This window comes from Dechloromonas hortensis (genome assembly GCF_009469765.1).
GTDB lineage: Bacteria > Pseudomonadota > Gammaproteobacteria > Burkholderiales > Rhodocyclaceae > Azonexus > Azonexus hortensis.
Genome location: NZ_SSSQ01000010.1, coordinates 131,207 through 145,771 on the forward strand (window position 1 = coordinate 131,207; position 14,565 = coordinate 145,771).

The following is a 14,565-nucleotide window of genomic DNA, read 5'->3' on the forward strand; positions in this document are numbered from 1 at the left end:
GAGTGTTACCTAAGGTTGTCGTCCTTACATCGACTTTTCCCCGCTGGTCTGGTGACGCTCAGCCTCGGTTTGTCCTTGAGTTATGCCAACGTTTGGCCAGCGATTTTAGTATCACTGTTATTGCCCCTCATGCCGAGGGCGCTGCAGAATATGAACGATTAGAAGGCATAGATGTTGTTCGCTTCCGCTATGCTCCTTCGCACCGAGAGCTGCTTTGTTACGGTTCCGGAATGGCTAACAATATCCGGAATCACCCATGGCGGATACTGTTATTGCCAGGGTTTTTGAAAGCGCAGGCCAAGGCTCTACGAAATGAGCTATTAAAAACAAACGGCCCCTCTGTTGTTCATGCCCATTGGCTTTTCCCCCAAGGTTTTGTTGCTGCTCACGTTCTCCGAAAAAATAATATTCCTCTTATGGTTACCGCCCATGGGTCGGACGTACTGGTCCTCAAGGGTTGGTTTTGGAAATGGTTACATAGGAGAACTCTTTCCAGAGTCCAATGTGTAACAACCGTTGGACCTGAAGTGAGAAGACAGCTTCAGAAGCTAGTAGTGGATGTAGAAAAGCTTCATCTTTTGCCTCTTGGTGTAGATACCGAGTATTTTGTTCCAAGTGATAAGGCTCGGGATTGTTTTAGCTTGTTGTATGTTGGACGTCTAGTGCCTGAAAAAGGTGTACATATACTGATACAAGCGTGCTCTCTATTGCTAAATTCATTTCCAGAGGGTCGATTAATAATAGCAGGAGATGGTGTAGAACGAGATTCGCTCATTAATCTGGTGGAATATCTTGGTGTTGGTCAGCAGGTAGAATTTGTCGGTTGGCTAGATAAATCCGCTCTTTTGGAGCTATATCAAACAGCTACGCTTTGTATTGCACCGTCATTTTCTGAAGGGTTTTGCCTTGCTGTTGCAGAGGCTATGGCTTGCGGTTGTCCATTAATAGCTTCTGATTTGCCGGCATTTCGATACCTTGATGCTGGAATGGACATAATAACGTTTTCCGAAGCTGGAAAAGTTAAGGATTTGGAATTGGCAATTACTAGTCTTATAAATATGGTTGATAAGCGCATGGAAATGGCGACTAAAGGGCGAAAACGTATTTTGGAGCTTTCCGCTCAAGCACAAGCTACCACGTACGCATCAATCTTGAAAAATATATAAAGCTGGATGATGAATGAGTGCTCCGTTAGTTAGTGTCTGCGTGGCAAATTATCAGGGGCGGGATCTTATTGAGTCGTGCCTCAATTCAATATTCTCGCAAAAGTGCGATTTTGAATTCGAAGTTATCGTTTATGACGATGCTTCAACTGATGCATCCGATAGGACTGTAATCAACTGCTTTCCTAAAGCTAGATTGATCCGGGAGGAAAAAAATGTTGGTTATTGCATTGCCAATCATAGAATGGCTGAAAATGCATGCGGTAAATATTTGTTGTTATTCAATAACGATGCATCGCTCATGCCGGGAAGTTTGCAGGCGCTCGCAAATGAGGCTCGAGCAATTAAATCTCCGGCTATCCTCGGTTTGCCACAATACGATGCTGTAACAAAAACTTTGGAGGATAGAGGTCGTCTCTGCGACCCATTTCTTAATTGTTTGCCAAATTATGAAAAAAACAGGAAGGAGGTGGCCATGGTTGCGGGAGCATGTCTATGGTTGCCACGTGAAACCTGGTTTGAGCTAGGAGGCTTTCCTGAGTGGTTTGAATATACAGCAGAAGATCTATATATATGTTTAGCTGCTCGAATGCGTGGTTATAGGGTTTCAATTGTTGACGATGGACATGGTTTTTATCATCACATCGGTCAAAGTATAGGGGGGGGGAAGATTGTTGCAGGTAGATTATCTACAACTTATGAGAGAAGATTTAGGACAGAAAGAAATAAATGCGCGGTAATATTGGCTTGCTATCCATCTCCTTGGCACTACTGTGTATTTATTATGCTGGCAATTTTATTGCTGCTGGAAGGTTGTACCATTGCGCTGATCAAAAAAAATAGCAAAATATTGAGCCAAGTTTATTTGAGAGCGCTTCGTGGGGTTTGGAAAAGCAGGCAAAAGATATTTGAAATGAGAAGAAAAAATTTATTTGGAGTGATATCAAATTCGAGATTCTTTTCTCAATTTGTTTGGACTCCTTATAAGGCGCAGTTACTTGTCCGTTATGGGTTTCCAGATCTAAAATAATTAATTTTTGGTTGGCTATATTTTTATTTTCGGAAGAGTTTATTCGTGAGCCTGCTGATAAACCCAAAAAATCCTTCTCGACGAATCACACGAATAGCCTGCTTTGCAATCAACTTGGCTTCCAGAGGGTTAGATAATGCACTGGCTAACTGTTTGCTAATAGAGTCGGCTTCATCTGTAGGTGGTGCTATTGATGGAGTTAATCGCATAGTTAGCTCGGAGTAGTCTATGTCCGTTGATTTTCTCGCTCCTGAAATATTTGGGTACTCATTAAGCCCAATTTGTTGGCTCCAGCCCAAAAAACTATTGCTATCGCTGGAAGATCCTAGAAATGGACTGGGAAATTTTCGTTGCAGATCAGGGCGATTCCTATATATAAGTCGCTGATATCGAGTTATAGGTGTTCCATCTTCAAAATAGCCAAATGCCCAGTTTTGCTGGCTAAGTGGATCATTACCAAGGCTAGATATTTGGCTCTTATACCAGTTTGTAAGATGGGATAATGCGGGATTATTTTTTTCGTATTTTGCAGTGACTAGGCAGTGTGCCCCGCTATCAAAACCGGTAAAGTGATAAAAACCTAACGGGATGTTTTCTATTGAAAAGCCATCCGTTATATTCCCGGATAATTTTCGGGTAGAAATATTCCACGGAGCAACATTGAAGCGGGGAGATCGAAGTATTTTTATTCGGTCAAAAAAAGCGGGTACAAGATCAATCCAGCGTTGATCGGTGAATAACCCATTTGATATTTCATCCCTGCAAAAATAGTAAGCCCGGTCAGACCACCATTGCGCAAATGCCTTGCCATTTTCTGTGCTACGTACACCTATAAAGCCCAGATTGTATATCCCGTGTTTAAGGCTGCAGATTTCATTATCCATTATCTCAGCTAGTCGAGTTTCTGGGGTCGTTTGGTGTGGCGTTAGTAATATGTCATGTGATTCAAATTCGGAAATCAAGTCATCCAGTCTTGAAAATAAAACCATATCCGGGTCTAGATAAATAACAGCTTTACAATCATCCCTGGACAGTAAATTGGCAAGTGCAAATGGCTTAATAGCAGTTGATAGTTCAACAATTTCATGTGTAAAGGCCCATTGGCGCCAATTTTCAATTCCAAGTGCACTGATTGGAAGAATTTCGTCCCAGTCTTCAGTGCTTAGCAATTCGGAGTTACCTACTTCATCCGCCATCGTTAACACAATTCGAACCTCTGGATGGAAACGTCGTAAGGACTTAACCAAAAGGCGAACTTTAGGTAGATAATTACAAGCGGCACTTGTAAAAGCGTATATATATTTTTTTTTCATGGTGCTGATAGGTGATTGGCTACTACGTGGAGGTGTTTCGTACGCATCCATAATTTCTCAAAAAGGTAATATGAAACTATGGCGAGAAATATTGTTAATGTTATTGTTTTTCCGAGAAATTCGTAGCCAGTTTTGGTGTCTATTCGTTGCAATGAAATTATCACTGGTAGATGCCAAAGGTATATGCCATAGGATATCTTCCCAAGAAAGTCTAATGGTTCAGTAAATATTCTGTGCTTATTTCTTATACAAAAAATACTTGTTAGTATTAGGCAGGCTGCGCTGAATCCGATCAGTGTTCGGAAAAATACAACCATAAAGAAGCTATTCCAATATGTTGAATTCATGAAGTAAAGGTATAGCATTAATGAAAACAATACCGAGCTACCGGTGAGTAATGCAATTGGTCGTTTTTTTAGTATATTTTCAAAAGCATTATTTTTATCATTTAATGCTTTGCATAAAACTATCCCAATTCCGAATTGATCAATGGTTCCTGGGAGCTGGGTGCTGTATTGAAATATGAGGTTTGCTTCTTGATCACGGAGCGCTAAGAATGTTAATCCACGCCAAATCCACGATGTCACTAAAAATATAACAAGTAATGTTAACGTGTTTCTTCTAATTATCCACGGTAGTATAAAAGTTATTAGCGCATAAAATTGCATTTCTAGGCCAATTGACCAATTTGCGCCATTTAGAGAGCCGTGTGTTCCAGGGAATAGGTTGTGAATAAATAATAAATGAGTTCCCATATGCCATAAGAGTTTTGAAATGGATAAATGAATCCACTGTGGCTGAACTAACGTAATAAATATTGCACAGGTCATGAAATAAAGCGGGGCTATTCTACAGAGACGGCGAGTCCAGTAAGCCGTAATCCAGTTTATTTTGTCGTTCTCGTAGAGTAAATAGGCTGAGTGTGTTATTACCATTCCACTAAGAACGAAAAAAATATCCACACCCATCCATCCAATGCGACCCCAAACCATAAGGCCACTTGTTGGATAGTCCGCCCACTGAGTTAATTCAATAACATGATAAAGAACAACACTTAGTGCTGCGATTCCTCGTATTTTGTCGAGGTTAGGGAAGCTTTTTTGTTTTAATGTATTGCTCATAAAGATTATTGATCGATTCAAGTACGCTTTCAGGTGTTTGGAACGGAATTATTTCTCCCCGAGTGTAGCCCGTTATTTTTTCACCTTGGGCTCCTAAGCCAAATGAGGCGATAGGTAGTTTCATCTCCATCATTTCAGTAGTAACAAATGAAAATGTTTCTGGGCAGATCGATGGAAATAGACCTATGTTTACTTGGTATCTTTCAAGAATTTCTGGTAAATCAATTTGTTCGTAAGGGCCATTGACGACAGCTATTTCTGGAGGAAGTTGAATGTCTATTGTGCCGACAACAATGATGCGCAGTTTATAGTTATTAGAGTACGCGTAGTGTGCAAGCGCTTGGACTATTTTGCTACCTTTGTGCTCGCTAATATGGCCAATTACGCAGACAACAGGGCATCCAGAATCAAATAGATGAATCGGGCGGAGTTTACTCAATGGCAAATGAGGAATAACGGTTATTACCGAATGGTCGAGATTCGGATGTGCTTTTATCAGAAGGTTACGTGATGAATTGGAGAAACACCTAATTTCATTGGCTTGAATAAGAAGTGATGACCATGTCTTTCTCCAGTTAGTGATATCAAGATTTTCCGCAAGACTTAGAAATGGTGCTGGATTTGTAGCGATGCAAGTAGAGCATTTATCGATTTTTGGGATATCGCAATAAGATCGATTGTTGTTGAGCAATAGCCAAGATGGGCAAATGCAGTAAAAATCATGTAACAGGAATGTTAGTTTTATTTTTGGGTTGGCTTTTAGCCAGTTTGATAACGTTTCAATAACTGTAAGTGGATACGGAAATGATAAAATATTATTGAATATAACTTCATTAACGTCAGTTTTTGAGAGTTCTGAAAATACTTCATTCAAATCGCGCGTATGGGCAAAACGGTAGCGTCTGTTACGTTTTCCAATCAGTTGATAAGAAATCAGACCATGGTGAGCCGTTAGTATTATTGGGGATGCGCCGTTGGCTCGATATTCATCTGTTATACGAGTTCTATAGATGTTTGCACCACCACCTAAATCATGATCTACGATTAAGGCACAGTTTTTGTACCCACGGCTTGCCCACTGTAGGAGTTTTTTTGGCGTGAGGCCCGAGTTGAATGCCGCTCGCCCCATATTAATTAGTTTTCTAAAAAACAAACTCCACTGGCCTTGATGTATCAGTCGCCAACCTCTATTTATATAATGCTTCCATGGGTGATCTAGGTGCCCAAATAAAAAATGTCTTTTATTGATTTGTTGTGGTGGCGGAATTTCTACCCGTATTGATTTATTATTAAACCAAACTAAGTTTAAAAAATAGCGTGTATTTTTGTGATGAGATGAGCATGTGCTATATATTATGAATGCCATTTCATTGGTTTTTGTATTGGTTTCTTTGTTTCCATTAATTATTGCGGGGGTCGTTTTAGTGACGAGTGCTTCCCCGTCATATATCTCTAGATCTACTCTGGATGGAAATAGGCCATCGCCCGCTATTTTTCCCCAGCCATGTATGATGCGGTTAGTTGATCTAAATGAATCAAATGCTACTTTCCAGTCAGCCAAATCCCCGCCTCATTAATCGAGTTGATTTAATTAAATAATTTAGAAAATTCCAAATGGCCCTTAAAGGGGCGGTGATTCGCCATGATATTGTTTTCTTTATGCGAATAACTTCATTCTCGTATTTTTCTAGATAAATGGATTTTTCAGCTTCTTCGGATAAGCGTGGGTAGAGGTGGATGTTTTCATCGATTAGATTAACTAGGTTTACCGGGGGCGCGTAGTGGCAAAATTCGAAAAAACTAGATTCAAGTTTACAAGCCTCATCAATCTCAACGTCTGATATGGTATAACCCGAATGTTGAAGTGTCGACTTTATGAAATCTCGAAGTGTTATTTTTTTGAGTTCATCGCATGCGAGCCCGGTTTCAATTGATTGGCAAATGCCTCTCATGGCTACCCATGAAAAAGGTACTGGTTTTTTTTGAATCCATTCAGCATCAAAAAAATAGAGTTTTCCGGATTTCTTAGAAATTATATTTCCCGGGGTGCAATCAATGAAATTGCCCGGTAACATATGGCGTCCATTGCTGTCGATTTTTGCGTGGGAATATATATATTTTAGCCAAGGTTTAAATGATTCGGTGATTTCATTAATACTCCCATTTCTTGCCAGGGTGTGCCGAATTGTTTTAAGGAAAATTTCACCATGGATATAGTGGTTGTTGTTAGCTACATGATGAAATTGGTTTCCGGGTTGAGGGGGGGTTGGGTGTAGTAAAGTTTTTTTTATATATAACGTCTTTGTGTTTTTTTGTTCAATCGTTGTTTCTACAGAAAAACATTTTCGACGTCTGGTTCTGTTGTATGTCTTTGCGAGCCATGTGTTTGATGGTATGGGGGTTTTGCTGGCGGAAATGAGGAAAGAATTAGATAAATCTTGGAGCAGATTATTCTCAATAACGGTTCCCCACGCTAAACCTTCATCAAATGCCCTCGCCTGTGTGTTTGAGTAGTTGTTGTGTGCATATTGAAGTAGAAGATTTGATAGATTTAATTTTCTATTTGCTGTTCCGCTTTCGCTAATAATAAGATATGGAAGCTTGTAATCAGGAAATGGGTAGTAGAATTTCTGGAAATTAATTCCGGAATCGGATATAAGTGATTTTATTTTTTCCTTGCCGAATGTTATTGGGGTTTTTTTATCGTAATTCCCTTGTATTCCATAATAGGCAGTGCCTAGGTGGTCTTCTGGGCATCCATTAAAATATTTAAGCCCCAGTTGATTCTCAATGGCAATTATTAGTTTCCCATTGCTTTTTAAAAGTCTAGAAGCAGTTCTTAAGGTTTCTTGGATCGGAAATTCGCCATCGAAATAAAGTGGGGTCCATTCTAATACCCCAATTAGAAGTACGTAATCAAATGTTTCCTCAATTTGTATTTCAGTTATGCTATCGCAGTAAACTGATACATTGCTGAGATCACGACAACGTTCTGCGGTAATTTCTGCGCGTTTTAAACTGCCTTCAACTGCGACGACATTTGCCCCCGTTTCTCCTAGATAACGAGTAAGTGCTCCACAGCCACATCCGAGTTCGATGATGTTATTATTGGGGCCAATATCAAAAGGTCGAAGAAGGTTTTGTCTAGCTGTTGAAAAATGGTATTCGGAGGTCCAGTCATTAATGGATGATATTATGCCTTCCGATTTGCATGAAACATCATCCAACCGTTTTAGTGTTTCAAGTAGGCGATCTTCAACGTCATCTCCATCAGTGTAAGCAAATGGTTTTTGATTTGCTTTTTGCCACACTCGAATTGTCCGATTGTATTGGTAGATATTCATTCCAAATTTTTGTAACAGAAGTAGGGGTTCATTGCGACAACCCCCGTTTGGGAGGCGCTGTGGCGTATGGAAATTTTGATTGCATCGTATCGTCTGTCTAGAGGTGTATCTCCTGATACGCTCATTTCTGCAACACCTAACGAAATAAAAAAATCATCCGTATGGAGCCATGGAGTGAATTGAAAGCTAACCCAAATTTCTTCCCCTGCCCTGCGTGGGGTGACCGGCGGGCTATTTGGCACGATATTGGAGTTTGTTCCAAACAATGTAATACCCTGCTTCGATTTTATCGTAAGGCCAAAAACAGGGTGCTTAATGTCATCTTGGAAGCAAACATTAAATATTAGCTCAACGGGCTTTCCAGAAAACAGGCTTGCCGGATTAAGTAATTCATTCTGGCGAATGGAAAAATCGACAATCAGTGCGCGTTTGTCCCCCCAGCGATACTCGCCAGCGTGATAGCAGGGACGTGTATGAAATAACTCTTTGCTTGCCGAGCGGGGGGCAGCAATGGGTCTAGGTGTGGACAAAAGGTCTAAATACCGATTCGCTATTGTCTTTGGCTCACCGTCAGCAACTAGTCGTCCAGAGTCAAGGAGGAGTGCGCGACTACACGTCTGGATTATTTGATCTAGCGAGTGACTGACAAATAATATTGTTGAGCCGTTGTCACGCATTTCCTGCATTCTTCTGAAGGACTTGGCTTGAAAGCTTGCATCGCCTACCGCCAATGCTTCATCAACAATTAGAATTTCTGGATTGGAGTGAACGGATGCCGCAAATGCTAATCGAATGAACATCCCGCTGGAATACGTTCGAACCGGTTGCTCTAGGAAGTCCCCAATGTCCGCAAAGGATGCTATGTCGTCAAATACTCTCGTGATTTCGTCTTCAGAGAACCCCTGGATTGCTCCTTGAAAGTATATATTCTCTCTCCCGGTGAACTCTGGATTAAATCCTGAACCGAGTTCCAAAAGAGCAGAGACTCTGCCATTTACAGTTATGGCTCCTTGTGTGGGTTTTAGAATTCCGCAGATTAGCTGCAGTAAGGTGCTTTTTCCTGCGCCATTTCGACCTACGATACCAACTGTTTCCCCTCTTCTGATATCGAATGAAATCTCGCGAAGCGCGGTATGTTCTTTATGGTAGTTTTTTAGCCCGAGGCTTAGAAAGCTCTTGACTCTGTCACCAGGGTGGCGGAATAGCCGGTAGGTTTTTCTTAGTTGTCTGACAGATATGGCGATATTTTCAGAGTGCATCAGCAAACTCCTCTCTATTCCGCCGGAAAAAATAATACCCAAAAATGCCAATTAATATGCTAACGACAAAGGCGTATATCCAATTTTGCCAGATAATGCTTTTTCCGAAAGAAACATCCCGACAAGATTCAACAATAATAGCAATTGGATTGTTGTAATAGATTGGTTCAAAAATCTTCGGTACTGCGCTCGCTGGATAGAGAACCGGCGATAAAAACATCAGCATTTGAACCATTGGGGGGACTATTTGGCTCATGTCTTTTATGAATACCCCCCAAGCCGCTAAAAACCATGAGAAACCAAGAGCCAATATAATGAGCGGAACTAGCATTAATGGAAACAGAATAACCGATATGGTTAGATGCCCTGTCCAAGTAAGTGCGGCGAGCAGAATTAGATAATTAAATGCCCCATGCACTAACGCGGCCCCTAACGGAACAAAGGGAAGAATTTCAACTGGGAATATTACTTTTTTTACGTAACTTGGATAGGAGCGTACGGCTATTGGGGCTCGTGAGATGGTTTCGGCAAAAATATTAAATGCAATTAATCCGCTATATAAAACTAACCAGAAGGGAGCTCCGCCTTCTTGTTGCGGCCAGCGAGTCTGGAATACCGCCCCGAAAACGTATGCGAAGATTGTTAGCATAATAAGAGGATTGAGAAAAATCCAAGCGATACCAAAAACTGCTCCACGATAGCGCAAAAGTACGTCGCGTTTGACCAATTGAATGAGAAGGTAGCGACTCGATGGTTGTATCAGACGACTCATCATTTGACCGCTTTTTGGGTCAGCTTAACTGCCGGAGTACGGTGGCCTTGCCATATTTCTATTGATCCAGGTAGTTGACTAATTAGCAAGCTATGGCGGCCTAGCATCCAGCCATGAATCGGGCTGAGAGGGCGTTTGGAAAGAAGTTCTCGGATTATTTCGTTTGCTGTTGCGTAATCGTTAATCTGACCAAGTTCGTCTTGAAGTCGTTCAAGTGCAGTCGTATATGCAGAAAATTGTTTTCTGGAAAGTAAGGGGGAAAAAAATTCAATCGTGTAGCGTAGCTTCTTAAAGGCAATGCGCATCCGGTGTCGCTGTGCTTGGCTGAGTGATTGATGGTACTTCGCACAATTACGGGCTCGGTGGGCTAAGTGAGTGATTTGCTGACTTGCGAAGTCAGGAAGGGAGGATTGTGTCGCCTCTCCGAGGGAATGGATCGCAGAAGTGAATTCAATGAGTAATTGTGGGTACTCCCGCACGGCGAGTAATTTGACGATCGATTTCCGAGCTTCCTTTGAGCGTTGCTGCACTTTTTTACCTAGGCGCCTGATGTCAGAGTCATCTGGGAACGCGTCAACAACAGGCGGCAATATTTCGGTTAGAAAAACATCCAAATTGCGTGCTTCGCCCAGCGCAGACGCCAATGTTTGCCAAGTTTGGCCATAGGCGGTAACGAACTCGGATGGCAATACAGGGGCAAAAAGTTTCAATGCTGAACGCAGGCGACGTAAGGCAACACGTGCCTGGTGGACGAACTCTGGGTCAATACTGATAAGTATCCCGGCCTCGTTACGCTGAAAGTGTTCGAGAGAACCCAATGCAATTCTACGAAAAGCCTCAATCGGGGTTGTATCTGCGTTAAGTTCAACCGGTTTGGCACGGAAGGGGAGCAGCGGCTCGTCGAGAAACAGCTTGTAGCCACGCTCGGCCTTGCTGGCGATGGCCGGGTGGAGGTCGAGCTTTTCCTGTAGCAGGCGGGTCAGGCCGAAGATGTCGGCGACCTGGCCGGAGAGTAGTTCGAGTTCGATTTCACAGATGGGCGTACTTTTGCCCCGGCTTTCGATAGTGCCGCGGTCGACTGCCAGTTCGATCAAGGATTCGCCAAAGGGCACGTGCCAGATTTGCCGGCGGAAATCGGTGGTGAACACCGGTTCGAGCTGCCCGCTCGCCTGTTCGAGAAAGTGACGCAATTCCTCATTGTCGACATGGCTGAAATCGAAAACCCCGGGTGTCGCCTGGGTTTCCCACTCGCTGCGCATGGCCAGGCCGCCGCTGGCCGGTTCGGCTGATTTGACGGTGAGCAGCCATTGCCAGCCTTTCTTGCGAAAGCGCATGGCAATACGGCGAGCATGCAACGCTAGTTGTGGTGTGTCGTAGTAGGTGTTGAGCAGGCGTTGTTTCTGCGGCGCGATGTTGGCGAGCAGCGGGTGGCTGGCCAGTTTCTTGGCCATCTTGGGCGTTAGCTGGAGCTTCAGCTCGATTTCGGTGCTCATGATTTTCTAGTTCCTCGGGACCGCCGGTCCGGTGGCGCCGTCGAAGCCCAAATCGGGCAGGGTGGCGAGCTCCTCGGCGGTTTGCACGCCTTCGGCGATCACCTTCAGGCCGATATTATGCGCGATGCTGCACAGTCCCTTGAGGAAGGCTTGGTTGCCCGGTTGCGTATTGATGGCGCGGATGAAGCTGCCGTCGACCTTCAGGTAGTCGAGGCCGATATGGTGCAGGCGGCCGATTTCGCTGAACTGGCGGCCGAAATGTTCGATCCCGAGACGGCAGCCAAGCGGTCGCATCGCATCGCAGAAGGCGTGGAACTCAGCGAAATGCTGGAAGGCGCCAATTTCCGAAACCTCAAGCCAGAGGCGGGGAGCAAGCTCGCGCCGGCCGCTGATCAGGGCTTGCAGGCTGCTGCGGAAAGCGGCGCTCAAAATCGACTCGCCGGAGAGGTTGACCGCAACCGCCGCCGCGCCGGCGGCAATGCGGTCGAGGGCCAGGCGGGCGGCGGCCAGATCGAGTTCGGTGGTCATCGACAGGCGCGAAGCCATCGGCATGAAGCTGCCGGCAGCCAGCCATTCACCATTTTCGCTGGCTTGCAGGCGGAGCGGGCATTCGAGGTGGAGCAACTGGCCCCGATTGCCTGCGACTGGAAAGTCGATCAAGCGCAGGCGCTGGGTTTCGATGGCCCCTTCGAGCAGCTTTTTCCAGTCGGCGTTGGAGGCGGCGTGCTGTTCGCAGCCTGTTTCCGCCCGGCACCAGGCCAGGCCGCTCTGATTTTCGGCCGAGGCCAGTGCAGCATCGATCTGCGAGAGCAGGTTGCCGATCCCCTGACCATGCCGATAGAGGCCGCTGGCCAGATGGCCGATGCGTTCGCCGTCGATCAGGCCGGCCGAGCTCAGGTCACGCAGCAGGCTGAGCAACTGCTCGGCCGTTGTCGTCGGATCCTGAACCCCGGGCAGCAGCAAGGCAAAATCGGCGCCATTGAGGCGGGCGGCGGCAGCGCCCGGCTTGCTGGCGGTAAGCTCGGTGAATTTGCCCCCGATACGGCGCAGCAACTCGTCGGCGGTTTCGCGGCCGGCGCGCTTGTTGATCCCGGCTAGGTCAGCCACGCGCAGCATCAGCAGGGTACCGTTGCTGGCCGCATCGTCATCGCTCAGCGCGGCCTCCAGCTGGTTGAGGAAAAAGGCACGGTTGGCCAGGCCGGTCAGGTTGTCGAGCGTCGCTTCCCGGCGCACCTGTTCGAGACGCGCCGCCTCTTCGGCAAACATCGCCTGCAGCCGCTCGACCATCGCGTTCATCGCACTGGCCAGGCTCTTCAGCTCCGGCGCCGCGGGTTCGGCAATGCGGATGAAACGCCGCTCGCTGATCGCCTGGGCCTGGCCGACAACGGCGTCGAGTGGTCGCCGGATATTGCGCAGCAATTGCATGCCAAGCAGGCCCATGAAGCAGCCACCGATCAGAAACCAGGCGATCAGCTTGAGGCAACCGTCCCAGAGTTCCTGATAGGCAAACTGGCTGTGGCTAATCAACTCGATCGTGCCGAATTGGTTCCAGCCGGCGCTGACCTGGGCCAGGCCGGGTTGCGAGGCGACCGGAAAGAGGCGAATGAACCAGGCCGGGACGTCGCCGGCCATTGGCGGGCTGGTCTTTTCGATCATCGTCTTGCCTTCCGGATCGATCAGCCGCACCGCCGCGTACTGACCGCTGTCGAACATTGCCGCCACCTGCAATTCAACGGTGATCGGATCCTTCTCCAGTTGCGACATCGAGAGGGCGAGCGACGAGGCGTTGTCGCTGTTCTTGATGGCCAGTTGATGCTCGAGATAATGGCGGGCAGTCAGCATGCTGGCGAGAAAACTGCCGGCGAAAGCGATCAGCGTGCTCGCAATGACGGCGAGCCAGAGTTGGCGGAATAAAGACATGACGATTACCTCACTGGAAGCCTTCGGCGCGCGCCCGGGCCAGCAGATCCTGCCAGCGCGAGAGATTGCTCTTGCTGGACTGGTTGCCGGTGCCTTGCCAAAGCCCCGCACTGTTGAAACTGAAAATCGGTGAAAGATCGGTTCGCCGCGACGCCGGGCGAATATCGGGAATCAAGTTGTCGAGCACCAGCGGATCGGTACTCGGCGAAGCGTAATAGGCCAGCACCATATGCGCCTGCTGGATTGGGCCGTTCGGGCCATTCTGCAAGGCCTTGACATAAACCAGCCGAAGCTTGGCGACGGGAATGCCGAGGTTGATCAGCGAGTAATACTTGGCGATCGAGAAATCCTCGCAATCGGCACGTCCGTTGCCGATGGTTTCGATCGGTGTCGCCCAGTAGTCGGAGTGGCCCCAGATGCTGAAATCGTCGTCAAAGGCGATGCGGCGATTGAAGAAATCATTCACCCGCCGCAATTTTTCTGCTTCGCTGCGCGTCGATCCCTCGGCCAGCATTTTTCGCCAGTCGTTGAACAGCGGTTCGGAAGACGGCCCGAAGCGGCTGGTCAGGGCTTGCTGCAAACGGTCGAAATCGAGCCCGGCCCCAGCCGTCAGGCAAAACAGGCTGGCTGGGCCGAGTAGGGCAGCCAGGAGCAGCATGCGGGAAAAGGCGCGTATTTTTGCCAAGAGACCGGGAGTAAGCGGCTGAATTGATTAGCCTGAAATGAGGAATATTACACGGCGGATTCGCCGGCGGCTTCCTATAATCCGCGAAATCAAACTTTTACTGTGTATGAAATCCAATAAATTTGCAAAACTTAATGTTTTTGCCTTGTTTTTTGCAGTCTCCTTCCCGGTGCTGGCCCAGACGTCGCTCCCGGCGACGCTGAAGGAAGTCGCGCAGCAAGCAGTGCTGAACAGCCCGGAAGTGACCTCGAAATGGCACAACTACAAGGCGGCGGAAGAAGAAATCGGCGTTGCCCGCGGCGGCTTCCTGCCGCGCGTTGACCTGACCGCCGGCGGCGGCCGGGAAACCCTGCAACAACCGCCGCTGCGCGACCGCAACGACTACAGCCGCAGCAGCTACCTGCTCAGCCTCAACCAGATGCTCTTCGACGGCTTCGCCACCCACAACGAAGTGCGCCGCCTCGA

At 46.6% G+C, this 14,565-nt stretch carries 12 protein-coding genes; 3 read left to right on the top strand and 9 right to left on the bottom strand.

What is annotated here, in order from left to right; genetic code table 11:
* The first annotated feature begins 2 nt into the window (after nt 1-2).
* Together GH663_RS15720 and GH663_RS15725 are read left to right on the top strand one after the other, a co-directional pair.
* Nucleotides 3-1,166, top strand: coding sequence for a glycosyltransferase (locus tag GH663_RS15720; protein WP_153132644.1), 1,164 nt, complete (start codon nt 3-5; stop codon nt 1,164-1,166).
* Between the two features lie 13 nt (nt 1,167-1,179).
* Nucleotides 1,180-2,193: a glycosyltransferase family 2 protein gene (locus tag GH663_RS15725; protein ID WP_153132645.1), complete on the top strand. Its 1,014-nt coding sequence runs from the start codon at nt 1,180-1,182 to the stop codon at nt 2,191-2,193.
* A 23-nt stretch (nt 2,194-2,216) separates the two neighbouring features.
* Here the strand turns inward: GH663_RS15725 and GH663_RS15730 are convergent, their stop codons facing one another.
* The 9 genes from GH663_RS15730 to GH663_RS15770 are packed head-to-tail and all read right to left on the bottom strand — an operon-like array spanning nt 2,217 to nt 14,073.
* On the bottom strand, nt 2,217-3,557 hold the full coding sequence (locus GH663_RS15730) for a glycosyltransferase family protein (RefSeq protein WP_211371173.1): 1,341 nt from the start codon (nt 3,555-3,557) through the stop codon (nt 2,217-2,219).
* A complete protein-coding gene (locus tag GH663_RS15735; RefSeq protein ID WP_153132647.1) occupies nt 3,503-4,627 on the bottom strand; it encodes an acyltransferase family protein in 1,125 nt (374 codons plus the stop codon). Before GH663_RS15735 ends, GH663_RS15730 begins: the two co-directional genes overlap by 55 nt.
* Nucleotides 4,593-6,188, bottom strand: a complete 1,596-nt coding sequence (locus GH663_RS15740) for a glycosyltransferase family protein (RefSeq protein ID WP_153132648.1) — start codon at nt 6,186-6,188, stop codon at nt 4,593-4,595. Before GH663_RS15740 ends, GH663_RS15735 begins: the two co-directional genes overlap by 35 nt.
* Nucleotides 6,181-7,971: a class I SAM-dependent methyltransferase gene (locus GH663_RS15745; protein WP_153132649.1), complete on the bottom strand. Its 1,791-nt coding sequence runs from the start codon at nt 7,969-7,971 to the stop codon at nt 6,181-6,183. The genes GH663_RS15740 and GH663_RS15745 overlap by 8 nt, the downstream gene beginning before the upstream one ends.
* The gene (locus tag GH663_RS15750) at nt 7,968-9,230 is read right to left on the bottom strand and encodes an ABC transporter ATP-binding protein (protein WP_153132650.1); all 1,263 of its coding nucleotides are present in this window, start codon (nt 9,228-9,230) and stop codon (nt 7,968-7,970) included. Before GH663_RS15750 ends, GH663_RS15745 begins: the two co-directional genes overlap by 4 nt.
* Nucleotides 9,220-10,005: an ABC transporter permease gene (locus GH663_RS15755; RefSeq protein ID WP_153132651.1), complete on the bottom strand. Its 786-nt coding sequence runs from the start codon at nt 10,003-10,005 to the stop codon at nt 9,220-9,222. Before GH663_RS15755 ends, GH663_RS15750 begins: the two co-directional genes overlap by 11 nt.
* Nucleotides 10,002-11,495 (bottom strand): CYTH and CHAD domain-containing protein, encoded by a 1,494-nt coding sequence (locus GH663_RS15760; RefSeq protein WP_153132652.1) that lies wholly within the window; start codon nt 11,493-11,495, stop codon nt 10,002-10,004. The genes GH663_RS15755 and GH663_RS15760 overlap by 4 nt, the downstream gene beginning before the upstream one ends.
* Nucleotides 11,496-11,501: 6 nt before the next feature.
* Entirely contained in the window at nt 11,502-13,415 is a 1,914-nt protein-coding gene (locus GH663_RS15765) for a bifunctional diguanylate cyclase/phosphodiesterase (protein WP_153132653.1), read from the bottom strand.
* A 10-nt stretch (nt 13,416-13,425) separates the two neighbouring features.
* The gene (locus tag GH663_RS15770) at nt 13,426-14,073 is read right to left on the bottom strand and encodes a transglutaminase-like cysteine peptidase (RefSeq protein WP_153132654.1); all 648 of its coding nucleotides are present in this window, start codon (nt 14,071-14,073) and stop codon (nt 13,426-13,428) included.
* A 172-nt stretch (nt 14,074-14,245) separates the two neighbouring features.
* Here GH663_RS15770 and GH663_RS15775 point away from each other — a divergent pair.
* Nucleotides 14,246-14,565 (top strand): TolC family protein (locus tag GH663_RS15775; RefSeq protein ID WP_170291440.1); only part of this gene is annotated, 320 nt, incomplete at its 3' end.

Excerpts from the sequence above, each read along its gene's own strand:
- GH663_RS15725 (WP_153132645.1), top strand. The coding sequence starts at position 1,180 with ATGAGTGCTCCGTTAGTTAGTGTCTGCGTGGCAAATTATCAGGGGCGG.
- GH663_RS15730 (WP_211371173.1), bottom strand. The coding sequence starts at position 3,557 with ATGGATGCGTACGAAACACCTCCACGTAGTAGCCAATCACCTATCAGC.
- GH663_RS15735 (WP_153132647.1), bottom strand. The coding sequence starts at position 4,627 with ATGAGCAATACATTAAAACAAAAAAGCTTCCCTAACCTCGACAAAATA.
- GH663_RS15745 (WP_153132649.1), bottom strand. The coding sequence starts at position 7,971 with ATGAATATCTACCAATACAATCGGACAATTCGAGTGTGGCAAAAAGCA.
- GH663_RS15750 (WP_153132650.1), bottom strand. The coding sequence starts at position 9,230 with ATGCACTCTGAAAATATCGCCATATCTGTCAGACAACTAAGAAAAACC.
- GH663_RS15755 (WP_153132651.1), bottom strand. The coding sequence starts at position 10,005 with ATGATGAGTCGTCTGATACAACCATCGAGTCGCTACCTTCTCATTCAA.
- GH663_RS15760 (WP_153132652.1), bottom strand. The coding sequence starts at position 11,495 with ATGAGCACCGAAATCGAGCTGAAGCTCCAGCTAACGCCCAAGATGGCC.
- GH663_RS15765 (WP_153132653.1), bottom strand. The coding sequence starts at position 13,415 with ATGTCTTTATTCCGCCAACTCTGGCTCGCCGTCATTGCGAGCACGCTG.
- GH663_RS15770 (WP_153132654.1), bottom strand. The coding sequence starts at position 14,073 with ATGCTGCTCCTGGCTGCCCTACTCGGCCCAGCCAGCCTGTTTTGCCTG.